The sequence below is a fragment of the Nostoc cf. commune SO-36 genome, assembly GCF_023734775.1.
Classification (GTDB): Bacteria; Cyanobacteriota; Cyanobacteriia; order Cyanobacteriales; family Nostocaceae; genus Nostoc; species Nostoc commune_A.
On record NZ_AP025732.1, the window covers coordinates 4,877,824 to 4,898,389 of the forward strand.

The following is a 20,566-nucleotide window of genomic DNA, read 5'->3' on the forward strand; positions in this document are numbered from 1 at the left end:
AAAAATGAAAGGTGGCAGAGCAGGAATCGAACCCGCGACATCCGGCTTAACAGGCGATAATCCTAATTCGTCGGCCTTTGCAGGCAAGGTGTGAACAAGGATGTTTTTCGGCGCTCTACCAACTGAGCTATCTGCCACATGAAAATTTTGGATTTTGGATTTTGGATTTTAAATTTAATCCAAAATTATTTGGTGTAGCGGAGCGGGATTTGAACCCGCGACCTCTCGAACCCTAATCGATAACCCTAATTCGTCGGCCTTCGCAGGCAAGGGGTGAACAAGGATGTTTAGCGCTCTACCAAACTGAGCTACCCGCCACATGAAAATTAAAAATTAAAAATTAAAAATTAAAAATTTAAATTTCAGCACTAGATTTGGTGTAGTGGAGCAGGAATCGAACCCGCGACCTCCCGCTTGGCAGGCGATAACCCTCAATTCGTCGGCCTTTTCAGGCAAGGGTTGAATAAGGATGTTTAGGCGCTCTAACCACTGAGCTACCCACCACATATCAAGTAAAGTTGACTTGTATTATTAATGTAGTATATGTATTATTTGTTGTCAAGGGGCTGGTAAGCTAATTTATAGAGTTGTTGGTTGAGTTAAAAACCCTCTTATTTCCTCTGGTAAAAACTTTTGCGCGTAGTTTACCGCCGTAGGCATCGCAGTCCGATGTTAGATAAGCAAAAGGGTAATAAGCCTATAACACCTACTGAAGATAGCTTTTGCCAATAAATTTGCCGCAACTTTGCCAAAATATACAAAAAAGTGCCCCAATTTTTGCCAATATAGATAGTATTATTTCCCAAAATTCACTTGGCAAAAATCGGCATGAGTGAAAAACCCATAGAAGATAACGGCAAGGCTTTTCTCGTTCTACTTTTGCCCATCTCGTTTTTGATTATTTTCCTAGTTACCACTTGGAGAATTTTACTGGCACTAATTGTTCTGGTAATTGGCTTCAAGCTTTGGCAGGAATATCAATGGCAACAGTGGACTCATCGAGTTAACCCAATTTTTCATCAGTTAGTTCGCGAAAATCAGGGCAGACTTACGCCAATGGACTTGGCAATTAAGGGCAATTTTCCGGGAACAACGGCAAAACGCTACTTGGATAGTAAAGCCTCGGAATTTGGAGCTAGTATAGTCAACTCTGAAGATGCAGGGCAGTCTTATTACTTTATAACTGCCAGTATTCTCGGTAATATTCTTGATAGTAGTGAACCTGTTAAAGAACTTCCGGCTCAACCAGTTACTAAAACTGCGCGATCGCTCCTAGCATCACCACCACCACCAATCCCACAGGAGGAAGCAGAAACCGAATCACCACCACAGCCAACCCATGAGCAAGCTAAACGATCGCTGGAAAAACAGTTAATTTTTGGCTCTCTCATCCAATCTGAACTTGCTAAACGGTTAAATGTCTATTCCAGTACGGTTTATAAACGGCGAAATGATCCAGAGTTTCCTGAATGGAGTCGCAGCAAAGACCCTGATGGTATTGCCTGGTCATACTCGGAAAAAATTAAGGAGTTTTTCCCAGTGGATGAAGAAGGGTAAAACAATTCGTAATTCGTAATTCGTAATTAGAATTTTGGAATTTTTGTTTGTAAACCCACAGCTTCGTTGATGGAATTTAATCCGCTTTGTTCTAGCTTGGAAAGTAAACCTTCTAGGATTCGGCTTACCATCAGTGGGCCTTCGTAAATCCAGCCTGTATAAACCTGGATCAAGCTAGCACCAGCAGTAATTTTTTCCCAAGCATCTTCAGCAGAAAAGATGCCACCAACGCCAATAATCGGGATTTGCCCTTGAGTTTGCTGCCAAATAAAACGAATTACCTCAGTGGAGCGATCGCGCAATGGTTCACCGCTAATTCCGCCAGCTTCATCCTGGGGTGATTTGCCCGTTTGGTCAATTACCTGGGTTTTCAGTCCATCACGGCTGATGGTGGTGTTAGTGGCGATAATTCCTGCCAGTTGGTAGGTTTTAGCAAGAGTTATAATGTCAGCGATCGCTTCCCATGATAAATCTGGCGCTATCTTGACAAAAACTGGTTTTTGTGTATTATTTTCTTGTTGTAATAAATCTAAGATGGCACTTAGCATAGAGGCATCTTGGAGCGATCGCAACCCTGGTGTATTGGGAGAAGAAACATTAACAACAAAATAATCTCCCAAATCCTTGAGTAAGCGAAAACTATCGAGATAATCCTGTGCGGCTGCTTCTAGAGGAGTTATCTTAGATTTACCCAAATTTATCCCTATGGGTATTGACTGGGTTAATTTCTGCTTTTCTAGCGCCAAACGTGCCGCCATTGCTGCTGCACCGCGATTATTAAAGCCCATCCGATTAAGAGCAGCTTTATCCAACGGCAGTCGAAACAAACGGGGAGGCGGATTTCCTGGCTGTGCGTGAAAAGTTACAGTTCCTAATTCCGCGAAGCCAAAACCCAAGTTAGACCAAATGCTAGCAGCTACTCCATCCTTGTCGAAGCCAGCCGCTAACCCTACAGGATTTGGAAAGTTTAGCCCAAACAAATTTTGTTCTAGGCGTGAATCGTACAGACATAAAGACTTTTGTAAGCGTTGGTTTGCCCAACTATCAGGGGTTTGCGATAGCCAGCTAAAAGTACGAATCGTCTGCTGGTGTAACCACTCTGAATCAGTTTTTATCAGATTGAACAAAAGCGGGCGAATAGCAAACTTATAAATATTCATTAACTTACTATAAATATAAAGAATAACTCAGAATTCAGCAGTCATAATTAACTCCAGAATTCTGTACAAGTGGATAATAATTCAATGTAGTGAGGTAAGCGAGAACATTTTTTGATTTTAGCGATCGCTTAAGTCCGCAATATTCAACAGCGATCGCAACTACGATTCAGTTTATTCTTCATAATGCCCACCAATCGCAATAATGTATATATTTTCTTCATCAAAACTATAGATTAATCGGTCTTTATCAGATAGTCTTCTTGAATAATATCCAGCTAATTCATACTTCAAAGCTTCAGGTTTTCCTGTTCCTTGTGTGGGATCTCCTTTTTGCATTTCTTTGATAATATTAAACAATTTTTTGTGAATAATTTTATTAGTTTTCTCTGAAATATTCATAGGTTTGCAGAGTGTCCTCATGAAATACGATTGATCGCATGATGCTGCTGTTTGTGGGTTTCGATTAGTAATTGAATTTGTGGAATCAGTTCTGGATTATTTAGAATGTAGTCGAAATCAATCGAATGGATTGGTTGGTTAGGGTGTGATTTTTGGGAATTATGCTTGAATTGCTCGATCTGTTGCATTAGATGCGAGTTGCCTAAGACATATTCGGTTTCTTGATGGGTATCCATAAGGTTTAGTAGATTTTATAGGCTACGTTTATGTTCTAGCATATCTGATAATTCGTTGAAAAGCGATCGCTTAATAACAAAATCTCAATGCGTTCGCCTATCACCATTACTTAAGCGCACTTACGTCAAATGTAGGAAACTCAAAAATCATTTATAAGTATCTTTTCATTACTTGTTGCTTAAGATTAGGAGATTCATCTACAATCTTCTGGTTTTTAGTAATTTCTTGCTCTAATTTTTCCACTTCTGAAACTAAGCTTTCTCAAACTCTTTACCAGCAGTTTTGCACTCAACGATCAAGATTGGTTTTCCTTGTTGATATTTTACTAAAATATCAGCACGACCTCCACTAGCACCATGCCCAACTTTCCATTTTGGTTCAAGTTCTATGTGTTCAGGTTTATATCCTTTTCCTAAAAGTCGATGCACACACTCAAAAACAACAAAATTTTCATTTTGGTAGAAGTTGCAAGTCTGACGCTCATTAATAATTAATCCATAATCTTCAGGATAAATTAATTCTTTTTTATTAAAATCTACCTTGAGTATCCCTTCAGTATGCGAAAAATGCTTTGATAATACATCTTCATTTTCCTTAAAACCTAGCGATAGTAAAAGAGATTTAAAGTTGTCTTGAGTAATCATTTATTGCTTGTTTACGCTGATTTAACGATCATATATGAAATGCAGGAAGCCAAAGCACTGCCAGAAATCAATAGAGGTGAAAAATTTGACGAACTCAAAACCTTCAGCGCGATCGCTATGGTCATGCACGCAAAACTTATGCTTACGGCATTCGCTGTCAGCTAAATGCTCATGTATGGGTCATTTTGCTAGTTTGGCTAAAATTTTTGTTTTGTAGGCTCTTTTTTGGTGAAGGTATTGTTACTGTTAAGTCGTTCTGGGTACATAATCTCCTATTAAGCTGTCCAGGTTCAATATTAAACACCCGTGGCAATATTACTCAGGGTGCTTTTCTGGGCATCTTATATATTACAAGTTATAATTAACCAATAAATCAGATGGGGCAGCCACAAAAACCTATAGCCGCCGAACAGCAGATCCTCTCATTGGGGCGCGTCCTTCAGAGCCTTAGAGAAGAAGATGATGTTGACGTTCTGATTGAAACCACTATTTCTTATCTCAAAGAACAGTTTGACTACAGACTGATTTGGATTGCTCTTTACGATCGCCTGAATCACATATTATTTGGGCAAGGGGGCATTACACCTGATCGGGACATGAACTTTTTACGGCAAAGGGTTGTTCTCAGCCCTGGGGATTTATTAGAGCAGGTGGTGATTGAACAACATCCCTTGGGTGTAGCTGATTTGCAAACTGAAATTCGCGCCGCCGAATGGCACAAAGTTGCCACAAAATTCCACATCCAAGGAACGATTATTTTACCAATTCGTTATAAAGACCGTTGCTTAGGCTTGGTGTTATTGGGTTCAGAACGCTGGGGCTACTTACTGACTGGAGAAACCAAAGCACGTTTGATGATGGTTTTAGGTGAACTGGGGGCAGTGCTTTATCAAAATGAGATGCATAAGCAGCAAAAGCAAACCAGGCGAAGCGACGAACCATTATTAGAATTGGTTAGAAAATTTACGCACTCTCAGTAACCTGAATCAAAGACTTGAAGCCGCAGTGCAAGCAACTCATAAATTTGTTTCCCCCAGTCGGACAAATGTTTACTGGTTTGTAGCGGGAAGGGCGCTACTTTTGGTGTCGGATGAGCAATCAAATGGTCAAAATAGATCGCAATTCTAGCAGTCAGCAAGCAGCAGGAATGACTGTACAGGACTTGAGCGACTTTTATTATGCTTTGGCAGTTAACCAAATTGTCTCCATTGGTGATGCCCGCAGTTCTTTAAAGAGCCATTTTACGGCAAAATTGCTGGAACGGCTAAAGGTGCGATCGCTCTTGGCAGCGCCGATTATTTGGCAAAAGAACTTAGTCGGTTTTCTGGCGGTGGAAAGCAATCAACCTCGCATCTGGACTGACACAGACAGAAATTTCGTTCAGGGTGTTGCTGGTTTAATTTCTCTAGTTGCACCTACCGAAAGCATGGAAAGCACTATCAAACAGATTCAAGAGGATGCTCAACTGACTAGCCAAGTTGCCCAAGGTATTTATAGCGAACATGACCTTCAGACAACTTTACATAATTGTGCTAAAAGCGTTTTTAGCTCGATTAGGTGCTACCCGCTTTTTGCTTTTGCAGTATGACCCTGAGCAAAAGAATTATCAATTTACTTACCAAAGTCAGCCGCATAATCGCCGGTCATTTACATTTACCCTGAATACTCTCAAAGAATTAGATGGGCAGCTTTTGCAACGTTCAACTCAAGCGGTAGAAGTTGAGAACTTAGATGAAGATTTACGCTTTTTTAACTGGCGTCCCTCGTTGTTAGAGAATGGTGTGCGATCGCTACTTGTTTGTAAATGCACTCATGAGCATATACCAGCAGCACTTTTAGTCATTACTCATGAAACCCATCGTTCTTGGACAACCCTGGAAAAAGAATTGTTGTGGGCTGTCAGTCAACAGATTGGTGTAATTGTTCGTCAGTGGCAATTACACAACCGCACTACCCAGCAGCAAAAAACTTCCCAGGCATTTGAGCAATGCCTACGCGTATTGACACAATCCCAGAACAGCATTCAGGTAGAGAAAAAGCATTTAGAACGTACAGCACTCGAACAAATAGCATCAATTTTGGGTTGTCCCCTAGCGGTAATGCTATCGTGGACACCTGGTGAAAGTTGGGCAGAAATTATCCCTGGAGTAAGTGACAATAGCCAATTTGGGATTTTTTCTGATGTATCTATTTCTATTCAGGCTGAAGCCCTAATTCAGTGGGCACTTGCCACAGAGAGTTACCTAACTTTGAAAGTGGGTAATTTGCTCCCAGAAACCCGGAAATGGTTGAATATTCCGGACAAAAGTCAAGTTTTTGTGATGGCATTACGTACAACTGCTGATTATGAAATCACAGGTGTAGTCTTGTTAGTAGACTATCAAGAGCGTCGCTGGTCAGAACAAAACCTCAGTGCGATCGCAACTTTAATTTCTCAATTAGCTTGGTGGCGTCGTCAAAAGCAAATTACCCGACTTCTAGAATCCACAACTGAGGAATTAAGACAACTTAACTGGTATAAACATCGTCGTCTAGAGGAAATTCAAAGAATAACGACGCACTCTCTTAAGCAAATACATGACTTAGGGATTCCTGCTAATGAACTGAATCAGATGCGCTACCAGCTATTGCTGCGGCAGTTAGACCATACAACCGCTTCCATGAATGGAATGCTAAAACTTGAACACTGGCAGCTACATATCAGTTGGGAAACCATGTCCATAGCCAGTTTACTGAAGCGATCGCTCGAACGGATCGAAAATCACCTTAAACAACAAAAGCTGTGGATTGGCGTACATGGTTTGGGACAACCAATTGACGAGCAAGAATCGCCCAATAATTCTTCATTAGTCAGAGGTGTTGCCACTTCCAGCATTCAATCTGCAATGGCGATCGCTGGTGATATTGTCAAAATTGAGTTAGTTATCCATGAATTGTTGGTTACTGCCTGTAACCGTTCTCAAATCGGCGGCAGAATTGATATTTGGTGTCGGCGTTTAGATGCCTCCAAACCAGTAAATACAAAGTATTCTTCTACAAGTTTAGGAGATGAACATCATACATCGTTAGAACTCTCGATTACATATAACGGTGCGATCGAACCACAATTACTCACAGAACTACATGATAATACACCAAAAGATGTGCTTGCTCCCTCAAACCTTGATCAACCACCAGCTTTACATCTAGTGATCTGCCAAAACCTCATGCACGAACTAGGGGGAGAGTTGAATTTCTATCAATTACCAGATAATCGGGTAGTCAGTCGCTTGTTGTTGCCGTTAGTCTTTAACTAACTCAACCATTAACTGAAAGGTTTGATGGCTTACTCCGATGAGTCGTTTAAATTTCTTTGAAGTAAGCTGTTTGGCTCTCCAAAATTTCACTGCTAACTAAAGTCCTAATCGCCAATTGACAAATAAAAAAATTAATCATACCACAAAACACTTTTGCAAGAGTCTTTTTTTGAAAAGATAAAAGAAGCATATCAGCGTGTGGAAACAGGTAGTAACTATTAAACTTTAACCAAAATGCTATGAAACCTTAACAGTTAGAAAAGTTTTTCTTAATATTACTCAAATATTCTTTTATTTAAGATAACTCCAAATACAGTTCTTAAACTTAAATTTTGACTTTTGATGGGCAAATTAAAGACGCTTAAATCTCTGTTCATTTAATCCGAATTGGGAATGATAAATTTTCAAAGAATGTGCTGTAAGTGTAACTTGATGTAGTTTTGAAATTTTTACCTCGACATCAAGTTCTCACATACTTTACTTTCACAAAATGAGCAAATTGAGTTAATTTGTCTTAGCCTGTTTACAGTCAAAATTTTAGTAATATTTCAGCCTTGCAAGCTTCTTGGCTATATAAGCAAAGTAAGATAACGCACACTAACCTTAAATCTCGCCCTGCGAAGTTTAGCTCTTGTTTGTGTCGTTAAAGACTTTTAGTCAGATACCAATTTGCACATTTGAAATACTGCATATTTGGAATTTTCCCGAAAGTTTAACAGGTTTCAACAAGGAGAAAATTCTCATGGTTCTTTACGGTTATACCATTGGAGATGCGGATAGCAATCCTAGCCGAGGTGGAGAACAATTCGCAGTTTACCGCTTTCCCATAAGCTCCCCTAGTACTGGTCTCCTAAAAGTAGGCGAAATCGATGCTGCGAATATTCCAAACGCAGACCTAGAAGGTTTGGGAACTAACCCCACTACCGGAAGGGTAAGTGCAATTAACGAAGCACGTGCCTCTGGTTCTACAACAGCTGGTTCTGTTATTCGGGTCAATAATGTAGATCAGCCTTTTGCTCCAGCTAGTTCGTCACCAACACCAACACCATCTGACCTACGTCGTTTTGGGTTTGACTCAGGTGCTGACTTTGGACGTGACTTTTCAGCAGCTGGTCAACCAATTGTTCTATACAACATTTCAGGGAATAATAGCGGCAGTAGTGCAGGTAGCTCTCTTTATAAAGTTACTACAGCTACCCCTGGAGCTATTAGCCTTGTAGACGGCTTTGGCGCACCTACTACAGCTGCACAAAGACAAGGAACTCAAGCTACCAACCCTGGAAAATTTGCCGATGGATTAGCTATCGACAATCTCAACCCTGGTAGAACTCGCGCTTTTGCTAGCGATTTCAGCACTGCTGATGGAGATGGAGCGCAGCTTTACAAAGTAGATTTGCTCACTGGTGAGCTATCTGCGCCGATCACTCTGAGAACTCCTTCAGGGCAACCTCTGAATGTCAACGCCGATTCTGGGCTGGCATTTACTAACAGCGGTTCTCAAAGATTATTGGCTTTGCTAGAAACGGGTGCTGTCTACGAGATCACAGGCTATCAAGATGAACTTGCTGCATCAGGTTTAGGTTTAGGTAGTGCTGGTGGTGCTAATGGTGCTCGCTTTGCAACCGCTACTTTACTCGGTACAGTTCCTTTACCAAGTGCTGCAAGTGGAGCCATTGATTATGAAGGCTTTACGATTGTTAATGAATAACAGTCGTTAGGATACTCTTTCTTCAACTCTTGTAAAAGTACTTTTGCAAGAGTTGAAGAAGGGGAAAAGTAAAAGGAGCTAAAGAGGAAAAAGTATTATTTGTAAAACTAGCTGTACTTTTTATAAAGACTAGCTAAATTTTTATTTTTAAATTTATTCAATCTATTCAATCTATTCAACTACTTATAAAAACTAGATACTTACAGCGACAATCAAAGAACTCTACAAACGGCAGTTAGATCAATTTGAACAACGGACGGCTCAAGAATTGGGATTGAGTCTTTATCGTTTAGAGCAGACTGCATCTGCTGCGATCCCAACTTCCTGGGAACGCGGTCTTAACCGTCCCAATGGACTAGCTTATGTTATGGATACTTAGAAGAACGTATCGAAACATTTGAACGTGATTTTGTCTATCATAAATTACAAAAATTCGGAACATCTGCTTCATCTTTAAATCCTTCCGAAAGCAAGGTTTTAGATCATTTACTCTCAGACTATAACCCTCTGAATTAGGCATGAATTTGTAGACATTGTATCCAGAAAATCTTCAACCAACTTACATTGTTAAAATTTAGGTGCTTGCCAGTTAGGATTTGTGAGACTTGTCAAAACATGATCTTCCCATTGCCCATTAATTAATAAATAGTCTCTAGCATATCCTTCAATGACAAAATTGAGCCTTTTGAGTACATTGCCACTACGTCGATTGTGAGGCATATAGTTAGCCATAACTCGGTGAAAGTTTAACTCTTGAAAGAGATATTCAATTGCGGCTTTTAGCCCTTCTGTCATATATCCTTTACCTTGTCTATTTTCAGCAAGGCTATATCCTACATAGCAAAAATGAGCGGCTCCTCGGACAAAATTACTAAAATTTACGGTTCCAATAATTACCGTAGGATTTTTTTTTGTAAAAATAAATAGTTTTAACGATTGCCCGTTGATAAATTCCAGAAAACTATTTTCTATCTGATACTGCCAATATTCTTCAGTAAAAAAACCATCAGCCCAAAGAGGATAGAATGGAGTAAGATAAGTTTTATTATCAATAAAGTATTTGAGAATTTGGGGTATATCTTCATGGATAGCCGCTCGCAAGAACAGGCGATCGCTTGCAATTATTGGCAGTTCTGATATCATAAACGACTTAATCGGCGGGATCTCTTCTCAAAACATTCTCTAAATTTATAAATTCTCTCATACCCTGCGGTTTAGCAGCAGCTAGGTCAATAGAATTCACAGCTACACAGGCAAAATCCACCTCCGCAGACTAAGCAAGAATGCTTCTTGTGCCTGTTTTGTTGCTGACCAACAAAAGATATATGCGCCAGTTGTGTCCTGGCAATTCTCAACCTCCAATCCATGAGTATTTTTACTGGTAATCTGCCATTCAACCAAAATCTTGATAAGCTGATGTCTAATATCTAGAGCGGAAGGATTGAGAGCCAATGGGTAATAAAGCACAGAACGCGGCGTAACTTCGATAAAATCGCTTTGCCCAAACGCTGTACCGCAGGAGATTCAACCTAAAAACAGCTCTTGATTTAACCCAGTCTACAAGAAGGATAGTGATGTGGTGGGAATACGCTACGATTGGCAGGAATTAGAGATTCGCGCGATATACAACACGCCATTGCTAGAGCTTATTTATCAAGCTGCTAGCGTGCATCGCCAATATCATGACCCAACAAAAATACAAGTTTGTAAGCTTATATCTATTAAAACGGGAGGTTGCCCAGAAGATTGCAGCTACTGTGCCCAATCTTCCCGCTATAAAACAGAGGTAAAGGCGGAAGCACTCCTAGAAAAGGAAACGGTAGTTAGCATCGCCCAGAAAGCGAAAGAAACTGGTGTTAGCCGCATCTGCATGGGTGCTGCTTGGCGCGAAGTGCGGGATAACTCACAATTTGAGGAAGTCCTGGAAATGGTCAAGGATGTAACCGCAATGGGTTTAGAAGTGTGCTGCACTCTGGGTATGCTGACGGCAAATCAAGCCAAGAAATTGGAAGAAGCGGGACTTTACGCTTACAACCATAACTTAGATACCTCGCAGGAATATTACAGCACAATTATTACCACGAGGACATATAGCGATCGCTTGAACACAATCGAGAATGTCCGTCAGACAAATGTTACTGTTTGTTCCGGCGGTATCCTGGGTTTAGGCGAAACTGTCGATGACCGGGTTGGAATGTTACAAACTCTGGCAAACTTACATCCGCATCCAGAGTCTGTGCCAATTAATATTCTTTCACAAGTACCGGGCACACCTTTAGAAAATCAGCCTGATGTCCCCATTTGGGATATTGTGCGGATGATTGCCACAGCCAGAATTTTAATGCCAGCTTCCGATGTGCGTCTGAGTGCAGGTAGGGCTAGACTTTCTCAAGTTGAGCAAGCTTTCTGCTTTATGGCAGGAGCCAATTCTATCTTTTCTAGCGACGACAACAAGATGTTGACAGTGACAACTCCCTGTCCAGATTATGATAGCGATCGAGAAATGCTGAATTTACTTGGTTTGGGAATGCGATCGCCTTCCCAAAGGCAAGAGAAGGTAACAAGTCCGGCTGTTGTAGGATAAATATCTTTATTGTAGGATGGGTGTCTCGCCCGTCCTTAGTCAACTGAGGGCAGGCAAGATGCCCGCCCCACAAAAGTCTTGGTTAAATTATCTTGGCAGTCCGTAGACCGAACAGCAGACCGACAGCCAAACCAAAGAATAAAGCTAAAAAGCCAATGTAAGCTGCAATTGCAAACATTTATTTTTCTCCACAATACTTCCTAAATCTATTGAATCATTAGTTGTTGGGTATTGGGCATTGGGCATTGGGCATTGGGCATTAGTCATTAATTATTCTTCCCCTGCTTCCCCTGCTTCCCCTGCTCCCAGATTGCGATACAATACAGCCCACGGGCGCTTGTTAGGGGTTGGGCAATGACTTCTGTAATTAATGTGAATTTACCAGACCAGTCTTATGAGATTGCGATAACTTCGTTGAGCTACGCTAACGCACCTTCGAGTTTAGATCAACTCGGTCAGCAGATGGCTAGTCTCAAGCTAGGCAAGAAGGTATTGCTGGTTTCTAATCCTACTATTTTTAAGCATTTTGGGGAAAGAGCAATTACATCCCTGAAATCTGCTGGATTTGAGGTTGCTAGCTGCACCTTACCACCTGGTGAACGCTACAAAAACCTCAATTCCATCCAAAAACTCTATGATGCCGCCTTAGAAAACCGCCTAGAACGTTCTGCTACGATGGTGGCTTTGGGCGGAGGTGTAATTGGCGATATGACTGGCTTTGCAGCCGCAACTTGGCTGCGCGGCATTAATGTTGTCCAAGTACCTACTACTCTCTTAGCGATGGTGGATTCGGCAATTGGTGGCAAAACTGGCGTAAATCATCCTCACGGGAAAAACTTGATTGGGGCATTTCATCAACCGCGCTTGGTTTTGATTGACCCAGAAGTATTGAAAACTCTACCTATGCGTGAGTTTCGGGCAGGAATGGCAGAAGTTATTAAGTATGGTGTGATTTGGGATGCCGAATTGTTTGCCCAGTTGGAAGCAAGTAAACGCCTCGACCAACTCCGCTATGTAAAACCTGACTTAATAACATACATACTAACGCGCTCTTGTCAAGCTAAAGCTGATGTTGTTAGCAAAGATGAGAAAGAAGGCGGATTGCGGGCAATTCTCAATTATGGACATACCATCGGTCATGCAGTAGAAAGTTTGACTGGTTATCGTTTAGTAAATCACGGTGAAGCGGTAGCCATTGGTATGGTAGCAGCCGGTCAAATTGCTGTGGAATTGGGAATGTGGCAAAAAGAAGACACAGAACGTCAAAATGCTTTAATTCAAAAAGCAGGTTTACCGACTCAGTTACCATCTGGGGTAGATATTGAAGCAATTATTGACGCGTTGCAATTAGATAAGAAGGTCAAAGCGGGGAAAGTGCGGTTTGTTTTACCAACAGAGATTGGTGTAGTGACAATTACTGATGACGTGCCATCAGATATCATTCGGCAAGTTTTGCAGGGAATGTGAATAATTTAAAGAAGAATTCAGGAGTCAGAATAAAATTTAGTTGCTCTATTCTTCAATTACGAATTACGAATTACGAATTACGAATTAATGAGCCATGATACTCCAAGCTAAGAATCAATTAACTTTGCAAGAGTTCTTAAATCTTCCAACAGGTGAGGGAGATATAACTTATGAACTTGTTGATGGTCAAGCCATTCTTAAAATGTCACCAAAAAAATTCCACTCTAAACTTACCCGCGCCCTTCTCAACTTTATTGAGCAATGCTGTGAAGATAAAGGAGAAGTTTGCCCAGAATTAGCTGTCGCATTAACTCGTCGAGGGCGAGATTGGATGCCAATACCGGATATTTTGTATATTTCTAATGAACGTTTACCCCCGGATTGGAATCAAGAAGGAGTATGTTCTGTTCCTCCCGATTTGGTCATTGAAATTATTTCGCCTGGACAAACTTTTGGACAAATGGCAGCTAAAGCCAAAGACTATCTAGATGCTAAGGTGCTGCGGGTGTGGGTATTAGATAGTAAAGCCAGAAGCATTACTGTTTTTTATCCAGATGCAGCGCCACAAACTTATATGGGAGAAGAATTAATTACAGATTCTTTATTCGAGGGACTAGAATTTACTGTTGAGCAGGTATTTCAAAAGGCGAAAATACCATTAGATGCTCAATAACGCACTTTTTGCATCTAGCACAATTATCTTGCTTTCAACATCCATCGAAACTTCAAGCTTAATTTAGATTGTAGCTTGATTGACGCAGCGCTGTACTAAAGCTGGTTAATTCATCCATTTGTAGGAGGTAATTAGCAACCCAATAAGTGTATTTTGTTTATAGTCAGACCAATGCAAGATGGTTTGAAGCAGAACTCACTTAACAGATGTATCAATCATGTTAAACCTGATATTCAACAGACGTATAAAAATAAAACCCTTGTTGCTTTCAACAGCTTTTTTGTTGGCTGTACAGACTTCTGCCAATGCTCAACAAGCTGTTCCAACTTTGACTCCAGCACAAGCTCAACATTTATCCCGTGACTTGGTTCCATCTAGTTCTCAAGACTTTTTTCGACAAGGAAAAGATTCATTTGAGAGAGAAATTCAAATTCTTAGGCGAAGGAAACTAAGCCCAATTAAACCAATTCTTAAGATTGATTCAGTATCGCAAACTGAAAAACCACAGATTCAGCAAAAACCTAAAGGTTTTATCTAAGCAAAAATCATCCTTCGATGACTCTTTAGATTACACTTGTTGTCTTGTTAATTTTTAAGCTGTAGCACAGAAGCTACATTCCTAGCGATAAAAATTACTGTACTCTGTTTCTTAATAAGAGAGGAATAAAATTTGTAACAGAATTTTACAATTTTAGTCGTCTAGCAAAGTCATTAACGCTTGAATTTCAACGTCTTGCTCTTGCGGCTCTGATAATTGACCCTGTAGCTTTAATAATTGATCTTGCAATTCTTCTGCCACATGAATCATATTAGATTCTTGGGCAATTTTGAGTTGATTTTCTTTAACTTTGATTTTTTTCAGCAAGTTGTTTTCAATATGAATTGAATTGTAATTTTGAGCAATCATAGCTTTACATTTATTATCAATCTATGGAGTGCAGTTAAATTTTCACCTATGTATTATTCCACACTTTTGTCATTTTTTAAATATCTGGTTATCTAATCTTAATTGCTCATAGTTTTTTCTCTGTTTTATTCTTAGCATTTTGAGAATATTAGCTTAATATAGCGGTTCCCGTACAGGATACTGCTAAGGGCACAGCTAGCTGTGCTAATTTATCCCTGTACCTCATCTATATTTTTACAAAAATAGAAGTCATGAGATAAGATTAGTTGGCTTAGGGCTAACTTTTAGATAATACACATTAACTGATTTGTTAGTTTACCAAGTCTTGTAGATATATTAGACATTATTTTTGTGAACAGTATGGACTTCAAGTTTATCAAGAAAAAGATTTATACTATTGTGAAAATTATATCTACAGTGCTTATAACAAGCGCAATTGGATTGGAATCGTGGAATATTTATGCCCTAATAACTGATACTAATGTACCAAGCAGCCTTAATCCAATTTTTTGGATTGAGCGCTTTGCGATGACGAGCCATTTTATCGAAGGTATTATAGCAGCTTTTTATGCACCTTCAAGAAAAAAGATGCCAATAAAATATGCTACTTATACTTTTTTTGTAGGCACAATTGGGTTGTTAGAACTGTTTGATCAAGAGGATGACTATTGATGCTTCTACGTCTTGAAAGCATGAGTTATTGGATTAGTGTCGATTTGTAGGGTGCGATCGCACTCTACAGAAAAAGATTGTAAGTTATTAAATATACGCTAGTAAGCAAAATTCAGTTGCGGGGTTTTACCAATGAATGTAGGTAACTGGTGAATCTAACACGTCAGAAAGGAGTATAGTTTATATAGTTAGCTTTTTGCTGAAATTTTAGTTTTACACTCAGGAATTAAAAAATGTCTACTAATACTGACATAGTTGCTTACGTTGAAGAAAGTGAATTTGATGTTGTTTTAAATGGAAGTGAAGAGAAAGTTGTTGTTGTTGATTTTACTGCTACTTGGTGTGGCCCCTGTCGCCTCGTTAGTCCCTTAATGGATCAACTTGCTGAAGAATACAAAGGTCGCGCTAAAGTCGTTAAGGTAGATGTTGACAGGAATAAGCCAATTTTCAAGAAATTCGGTCTTCGCAGTATTCCTGCGGTTTTAATTTTCAAAGATGGTATTTTAGCAGAAACCATAGTGGGGGTTTCTCCTTACGAAGACTTTAGCAACGCTGTTCAGAAGCTTGTTTAACTAATTCGTAATTCGTAATTCGTAGAGAACATCATTCAGAATTACGAATTATTTTAAATCTTTACTTTTCGCCTATAATGTGTTTGCAGTAAACCGTTTGGATATTGTTTTGAGCTAATAAGCTCCAATTTTTCTTCAGGGGTGGGTGGTGGAAAAAGGTATATACCACCACCTAAGATAATTGGAATAGTTGAAATAATGTATTCGTCAATCAAGCTGTGCTGAAGAAACGAATTGATTAATTCTCCGCCGCCAACTAGCCAGATGTTTTCTAAACCTTGAGCTTCTATATCTGCTAATGCCTGTTTTACTGAGCCAGAAACAAATACAACGTCCTCACGATCAGATTGCAGATGACGCTGGGTGAATACGAAAGATTTTTTTTCTGGATAAGGCCATTGATCAAATCCAAGCCCTACTTCATACGTCTTGCTACCTAAGACGATCGCATCAATCGATTCGTAAAAATCACCGTAACCATAGTCTTCACCTTCTATATCAAGGATTGATAGCCAATCAATTCCGCCATCGCTGCGAGCAATGTAGCCATCCAAGCTAGCTGCAATGTAGAGTGTAACTTTCGTCATTGTGCTTCTGAATTTGGTAGTTTTAACCCAATTACTTACGTTTTTTGATTGTGCGATTTAAACCGACCTGCAATAAATTCTCGCTTAGATAAATGTTTTGTATTGCGTTTGGTGACTCGTTCTCGCCACATCTTAAAGCTAGATTCCTTCATTTCGCGCCTCATTAGGGCGATTACCTCTTTCTCCAGCAGCCCAAATTGAGCCTCAATAGCATCAAAAGATGTTCTATCTTCCCATGCCATTTCAATGATGCGATCGATGGTTTGTGAATCAAGGTCAGGTAGCTTCATTCTTTTGCTAGCAATTGATAAATTAGAGCTATATATATATTTTACTTTTAGTTTTGAAGAACCGTTGTGTCTGCTGTACCCAGTTGCAGAGCATACAAGTTGGCATAAACACCCTGCTGATTGACGAGTTCGGCGTGAGTACCCTGTTCTACAATTTCTCCCTGCTGAATTACTAATACCTGATCTGCCTGAGTAACTGTACTGAGGCGGTGGGCAATTACGAAACTGGTACGACCTTGGAGCAAACGAGCGATCGCACTTTGTACTAGCGCTTCTGTGCGGGTATCAATGCTACTGGTGGCTTCATCCAGAATCAGAATTCGGGGATTAATTAATACCGCACGAGCAATACTGATTAGTTGTCTCTGTCCTTGGCTCAGAGGTGCGCCCCGTTCGCCCAATTGAGTTGTATAACCCTGTGGTAATGAGGTAACGAACTCATGTACATTTGCTAGTTGTGCAGCTGCTTCGATATCAGCTTGAGTGGCGTAAGGAGCGCCAAAAGCTATATTTTCGGCGACAGTGCCGGTAAACAAAATATTGTCTTGTAAAACGATGCCAATTTGACGGCGCAGACTTGCTTGAGTCACGCTACGCACATCAATATCATCAATTTTTACTGCACCACTTGATACATCATAGAAGCGCAAAATCAAATTAATAATTGTACTTTTTCCCGAACCGGTCGCCCCTACTAATGCAACCATCTGCCCTGGATAGGCGTGCAAATTCACTCCTTTAAGAACCAGTTGATCTGGGTTGTAGGCAAACTTGACATTCTCGAACCTCACTTCACCTTGAATAGGCGGCATTTCTGTGGCATCGGGTGCATCTTGGAGTTTTGACGGCTCATCTAATAATAGAAAAATTCGCTCTAACCCGGCAAAGGCAGATTGAGCTTGGGTGTAAAACTGGCTGAGAATCTGAATAGGGCGGAAGAATTGCTGGACATAAAGTAAAAAGGATGTCACCACACCCACTGTTGCAGCTCCCGTTACCGCCAGATAGCCACCATAAGCTAGTACACCTGCGGTTGCTAGTGTGTTGAGAAAATCGATGGAGGGCAAAAAGGCTGAAGTAATTGCCACAGCTTCAACGTTGGCATCTCTATTGGCGGCGTTAAGAACGTCGAATTCTTCAATATTCATCTCTACACGATTAAATGCCTGTGCTTCTCGTACGCTGCCAATATCTTCTTCCAACTTGGCAGAAAGTTCCCCAATAGTTTGTCGGGTAATGCGAAATCTCGCTCTCGCCCAACGTGCAAATAAGCTTGTGGTAAAAATCATTAATGGCACCACCAGATTGCTCAACAAACCTAGTTTGAGGTTGATTGACAGCATCGCAATTACAATGCCCACCAAACTGAAACTGTTGCCTAGCATTTGGGCAATCGTCAATCCAAATGCCTGATTCACAGTATTGACATCATTCAGTAAGCGGCTCATTAAATCGCCTGCTTCACTCCGGTCAAAAAAGCTGAGTGGTAGACTTTGGATTTTAATAAAAATGTCTTGCCTTAGTTGAGCCAGCACTCGCTGCATAATCCAGCCGACTCGAACAATTTGACCGCGAATTGCCAAGACACCAAGCCCATAGTTCAGCCCTAATAGCCCTAATAACAGCAGCAGTCCCTGCAAATTACCTTGTGCAATCAGACGATCAATCGACCAACCGAGAAAGAATGGCCCAACTGACTGGGTTATCGCCCCAATTAATACTAATGTTATGGCAAAGGGAATTTCTTTGCGATAGAGTAGCACGTATTGTAAAAAGCGCCGCAGGGTGGAAAGTTGCGGACTCGTTTCCTCAGATGCAACAACGGGAATAGTGCCTCTCATAAAAATTTTGGATTTTAGATTTTGGATTTTAGATTAAAAGTCTTTATTACAAGGCTGCAAAAAAATTAATTATGCTAATTGGGGATCATTTTTTCTCCTTTGGTTTTACTTGAGATTCCAAAATCACACCGTAGAGTGGGCTGTTTTGCATCAATTCCTCGTGAGTGCCTTGTGCTACCAATCGTCCTTTATCCATGAGAAAAATGCGATCGGCATTCTGGACGGTACTGATGCGTTGAGCGACTACAAAGGTTGTACAAGCTTTTTGGTGCATTAAGTCATCTAATTCGGCTTGAATTTGGGCAGCAGTTTTGGCATCTACAGCCGAGGTACTATCATCCAAAATCAGAATGCTGTAATCGGTTAACAAAGTGCGAGCGATCGCAATTCGTTGTTTTTGTCCACCAGATAAGCCCACGCCCCTTTCACCTACAATCGTTTCGTAGCCATCGGGTAGACCGCTAATAAAATCGTGCATTTGGGCAGTTTTTGCAACTTCAATCACTTCTTCTAAGGTTGCATCGGGTTTGGCGTAGGTAATATTTTCGCGGATTGTGCCAGAGAAGAGAGTGGTTTCTTGAAATACAATCCCAATATGCGATCTGAGGCTTTTGAGTGTGAAACTTTTTACATCTCGTCCGTCAATGCGAACTGCTCCCTTTGTGACATCGTAAAAGCGGGGAATCAGATTCATAATTGTGCTTTTTCCCGAACCAGTCATCCCTAAAACGGCGATTAGCTCGTTGGGCTTTGTTTCAAAGGAAACTCCTTTGAGAGTTTCAGTGCTGGCTCCTGGATAGCGAAAGCAAACATTTTCAAAGGTGATTCTACCACCACAGGTAGTAAAGGGGACAGCACCGGGGCGATCGCGAATTTCTACCTCTGCATCCACAACTTCATAGACACGTTCAGCAGAAGCTGCTGCCTGAGCGATCGCGGGTGCTGCAAATCCAATCAACAAAATCGGTTGGAGAATCAACGCTAGATAAGAGTTAAACGCCACCAGTTCGCCAATGGAGAATCTACCCCCAATTACCTGCGCTCCCCCGTAAGCGAAAACTGCTAGTGTTACCAAATTACTCAGCAAAAAGATCAAGGGGAAAGTACCACGGATGGCGCTAATGGTCTTCATGTTTGCCTTGACTAGGCCATCATTCAGAGTTGTGTAACGCGATCTTTCCGTTGACTCCCGCACAAAGGCTTTTACTACCCGGATTCCTAGTAAGTTCTCTTGCAATACAGCATTCAGATTGCTCAGTTGCTCTTGTACTTGCCGAAAAAGTTTGTTATTTTTGCCGATGAATCGTCCCATTAACCATGCGGTTATAGGCACTGCTGTTAGGCTAATCAGTGCTAATCGCCAGTTCATTATTAGCAAAACCACCGAAATACTCACCAATGTGACAACTGAACCCACAACCTGAATTAAGCTAGTACCAACAAAGCTACGAATTTGCTCAATGTCGCTGGTGACACGGGTTAGTAGTTGGGAAGTCTGCGCTTGGTCATGAAAGCTGAAACTAAGATTTTGAATTTTGCTAAAAATTTTGTTTCGCAGGTCATAAGCAACACCCTGAGATGCTGCTTCTGCTAAATAGCTTTGTCCAAAGTTAAATACACCACGAGCGATCGCCGCAACTACCATCCAGGCGGCGCTATATAGTACAACTTGGAGGTTTTTTTGCGTGATACCCTCATCAATTCCCCACCGAAATAGTTGTGGAGTTAGTGCGTTGGCAAGCGTCAACAGCAACAGGCTAACCAATGCTCCCAGCGAAGTCCATCGGTAAGTGCTTAAACTCCTAAGCACACGCTGGGTTGACCGGATCGACGAATTTTCTTGGAGTTCTGGTTGCTGAACCACTGCAATTCACCCCTGTATCTTTGGAAGATTATCGTACTTTGATTGTAAAAAAACAATTAGCCATTAGACAGTGGCGAATGTGAGACATTGAGTACTTTCCTATTTGTG

20 protein-coding genes, 3 tRNA genes and 1 pseudogene are annotated in these 20,566 nt (G+C 40.8%); 10 read left to right on the forward strand and 14 right to left on the reverse strand.

Annotated elements, in window-relative coordinates:
- Positions 1-11: 11 nt before the first annotated feature.
- The 3 genes from ANSO36C_RS22060 to ANSO36C_RS22070 form a co-directional block, all read right to left on the reverse strand.
- Positions 12-137 (reverse strand) — tRNA-OTHER (locus ANSO36C_RS22060).
- 53 nt (positions 138-190) lie between these two features.
- Positions 191-319: transfer RNA gene (locus ANSO36C_RS22065), tRNA-OTHER, on the reverse strand.
- Positions 320-375: 56 nt separating this feature from the next.
- Positions 376-505: transfer RNA gene (locus tag ANSO36C_RS22070), tRNA-OTHER, on the reverse strand.
- Positions 506-828: 323 nt separating this feature from the next.
- Between ANSO36C_RS22070 and ANSO36C_RS22075 the strand changes: the two genes are divergently transcribed.
- Entirely contained in the window at positions 829-1,557 is a 729-nt protein-coding gene (locus tag ANSO36C_RS22075) for a hypothetical protein (protein WP_251956245.1), read from the forward strand.
- Positions 1,558-1,583: 26 nt separating this feature from the next.
- On the opposite strand, the gene ANSO36C_RS22080 is transcribed toward ANSO36C_RS22075, so the two are convergent.
- The 4 genes from ANSO36C_RS22080 to ANSO36C_RS22095 form a co-directional block, all read right to left on the reverse strand.
- Positions 1,584-2,717, reverse strand: a complete 1,134-nt coding sequence (locus tag ANSO36C_RS22080; RefSeq protein WP_251956246.1) for a quinone-dependent dihydroorotate dehydrogenase — start codon at positions 2,715-2,717, stop codon at positions 1,584-1,586.
- A gap of 171 nt (positions 2,718-2,888) precedes the next feature.
- A complete protein-coding gene (locus ANSO36C_RS22085) occupies positions 2,889-3,116 on the reverse strand; it encodes a Txe/YoeB family addiction module toxin (RefSeq protein WP_251956247.1) in 228 nt (75 codons plus the stop codon).
- 17 nt (positions 3,117-3,133) lie between these two features.
- Positions 3,134-3,352 carry a hypothetical protein gene (locus ANSO36C_RS22090; RefSeq protein ID WP_251956248.1) on the reverse strand — a complete coding sequence of 73 codons (219 nt, stop codon included), beginning with the start codon at positions 3,350-3,352 and terminating at the stop codon, positions 3,134-3,136.
- Positions 3,353-3,604: 252 nt separating this feature from the next.
- Positions 3,605-3,997: a type I restriction enzyme HsdR N-terminal domain-containing protein gene (locus ANSO36C_RS22095; protein ID WP_251956249.1), complete on the reverse strand. Its 393-nt coding sequence runs from the start codon at positions 3,995-3,997 to the stop codon at positions 3,605-3,607.
- A 39-nt stretch (positions 3,998-4,036) separates the two neighbouring features.
- Here ANSO36C_RS22095 and ANSO36C_RS33955 point away from each other — a divergent pair, with 39 nt between their 5' ends.
- From ANSO36C_RS33955 to ANSO36C_RS22105, 3 genes and pseudogenes are all read left to right on the forward strand, one after another.
- Positions 4,037-4,162 (forward strand): hypothetical protein, encoded by a 126-nt coding sequence (locus ANSO36C_RS33955; protein WP_267145331.1) that lies wholly within the window; start codon positions 4,037-4,039, stop codon positions 4,160-4,162.
- A 212-nt stretch (positions 4,163-4,374) separates the two neighbouring features.
- Positions 4,375-7,293 (forward strand): annotated as a pseudogene (locus ANSO36C_RS22100) (GAF domain-containing protein).
- 742 nt (positions 7,294-8,035) lie between these two features.
- The gene (locus ANSO36C_RS22105) at positions 8,036-9,001 is read left to right on the forward strand and encodes a hypothetical protein (RefSeq protein WP_251956250.1); all 966 of its coding nucleotides are present in this window, start codon (positions 8,036-8,038) and stop codon (positions 8,999-9,001) included.
- 567 nt (positions 9,002-9,568) lie between these two features.
- Here ANSO36C_RS22105 and ANSO36C_RS22110 read toward each other — a convergent pair.
- Positions 9,569-10,144, reverse strand: coding sequence for a GNAT family N-acetyltransferase (locus ANSO36C_RS22110; RefSeq protein WP_251956251.1), 576 nt, complete (start codon positions 10,142-10,144; stop codon positions 9,569-9,571).
- Between the two features lie 433 nt (positions 10,145-10,577).
- Here ANSO36C_RS22110 and bioB point away from each other — a divergent pair, with 433 nt between their 5' ends.
- Positions 10,578-11,585, forward strand: coding sequence for a biotin synthase BioB (bioB, locus tag ANSO36C_RS22115; RefSeq protein ID WP_251956252.1), 1,008 nt, complete (start codon positions 10,578-10,580; stop codon positions 11,583-11,585).
- Between the two features lie 82 nt (positions 11,586-11,667).
- Here the strand turns inward: bioB and petL are convergent, their stop codons facing one another.
- Positions 11,668-11,763: a cytochrome b6-f complex subunit PetL gene (gene petL / locus ANSO36C_RS22120; protein ID WP_109007553.1), complete on the reverse strand. Its 96-nt coding sequence runs from the start codon at positions 11,761-11,763 to the stop codon at positions 11,668-11,670.
- A gap of 176 nt (positions 11,764-11,939) precedes the next feature.
- On the opposite strand from petL, the gene aroB reads away from it, so the two are divergent.
- The 3 genes from aroB (at position 11,940) to ANSO36C_RS22135 (ending at position 14,263) form a co-directional block, all read left to right on the forward strand.
- Entirely contained in the window at positions 11,940-13,052 is a 1,113-nt protein-coding gene (gene aroB, locus ANSO36C_RS22125) for a 3-dehydroquinate synthase (protein ID WP_251956253.1), read from the forward strand.
- A gap of 94 nt (positions 13,053-13,146) precedes the next feature.
- On the forward strand, positions 13,147-13,725 hold the full coding sequence (locus ANSO36C_RS22130) for a Uma2 family endonuclease (protein WP_251956254.1): 579 nt from the start codon (positions 13,147-13,149) through the stop codon (positions 13,723-13,725).
- A gap of 259 nt (positions 13,726-13,984) precedes the next feature.
- Complete coding sequence (locus tag ANSO36C_RS22135; protein WP_251956255.1) at positions 13,985-14,263, forward strand: hypothetical protein; 279 nt, start codon at positions 13,985-13,987, stop codon at positions 14,261-14,263.
- A gap of 153 nt (positions 14,264-14,416) precedes the next feature.
- Here ANSO36C_RS22135 and ANSO36C_RS22140 read toward each other — a convergent pair whose 3' ends face one another.
- Positions 14,417-14,632, reverse strand: coding sequence for a hypothetical protein (locus ANSO36C_RS22140; RefSeq protein WP_251956256.1), 216 nt, complete (start codon positions 14,630-14,632; stop codon positions 14,417-14,419).
- 360 nt (positions 14,633-14,992) lie between these two features.
- Here ANSO36C_RS22140 and ANSO36C_RS22145 point away from each other — a divergent pair, with 360 nt between their 5' ends.
- Both ANSO36C_RS22145 and trxA read left to right on the forward strand, forming a co-directional pair.
- A complete protein-coding gene (locus tag ANSO36C_RS22145) occupies positions 14,993-15,304 on the forward strand; it encodes a hypothetical protein (RefSeq protein WP_251960409.1) in 312 nt (103 codons plus the stop codon).
- Between the two features lie 233 nt (positions 15,305-15,537).
- A complete protein-coding gene (gene trxA, locus ANSO36C_RS22150) occupies positions 15,538-15,876 on the forward strand; it encodes a thioredoxin (RefSeq protein WP_251956257.1) in 339 nt (112 codons plus the stop codon).
- A gap of 53 nt (positions 15,877-15,929) precedes the next feature.
- Here trxA and ANSO36C_RS22155 read toward each other — a convergent pair whose 3' ends face one another.
- The 4 genes from ANSO36C_RS22155 to ANSO36C_RS22170 all read right to left on the reverse strand — a co-directional run bounded on the left by ANSO36C_RS22155 (position 15,930) and on the right by ANSO36C_RS22170 (position 20,458).
- A complete protein-coding gene (locus ANSO36C_RS22155) occupies positions 15,930-16,463 on the reverse strand; it encodes a dihydrofolate reductase family protein (RefSeq protein WP_251956258.1) in 534 nt (177 codons plus the stop codon).
- A gap of 35 nt (positions 16,464-16,498) precedes the next feature.
- A complete protein-coding gene (locus tag ANSO36C_RS22160; RefSeq protein WP_251956259.1) occupies positions 16,499-16,753 on the reverse strand; it encodes a TIGR03643 family protein in 255 nt (84 codons plus the stop codon).
- 47 nt (positions 16,754-16,800) lie between these two features.
- The gene (locus tag ANSO36C_RS22165) at positions 16,801-18,594 is read right to left on the reverse strand and encodes an ABC transporter ATP-binding protein (protein WP_251956260.1); all 1,794 of its coding nucleotides are present in this window, start codon (positions 18,592-18,594) and stop codon (positions 16,801-16,803) included.
- A gap of 85 nt (positions 18,595-18,679) precedes the next feature.
- The gene (locus ANSO36C_RS22170) at positions 18,680-20,458 is read right to left on the reverse strand and encodes an ABC transporter ATP-binding protein (RefSeq protein WP_251956261.1); all 1,779 of its coding nucleotides are present in this window, start codon (positions 20,456-20,458) and stop codon (positions 18,680-18,682) included.
- Between the last annotated feature and the right edge of the window lie 108 nt (positions 20,459-20,566).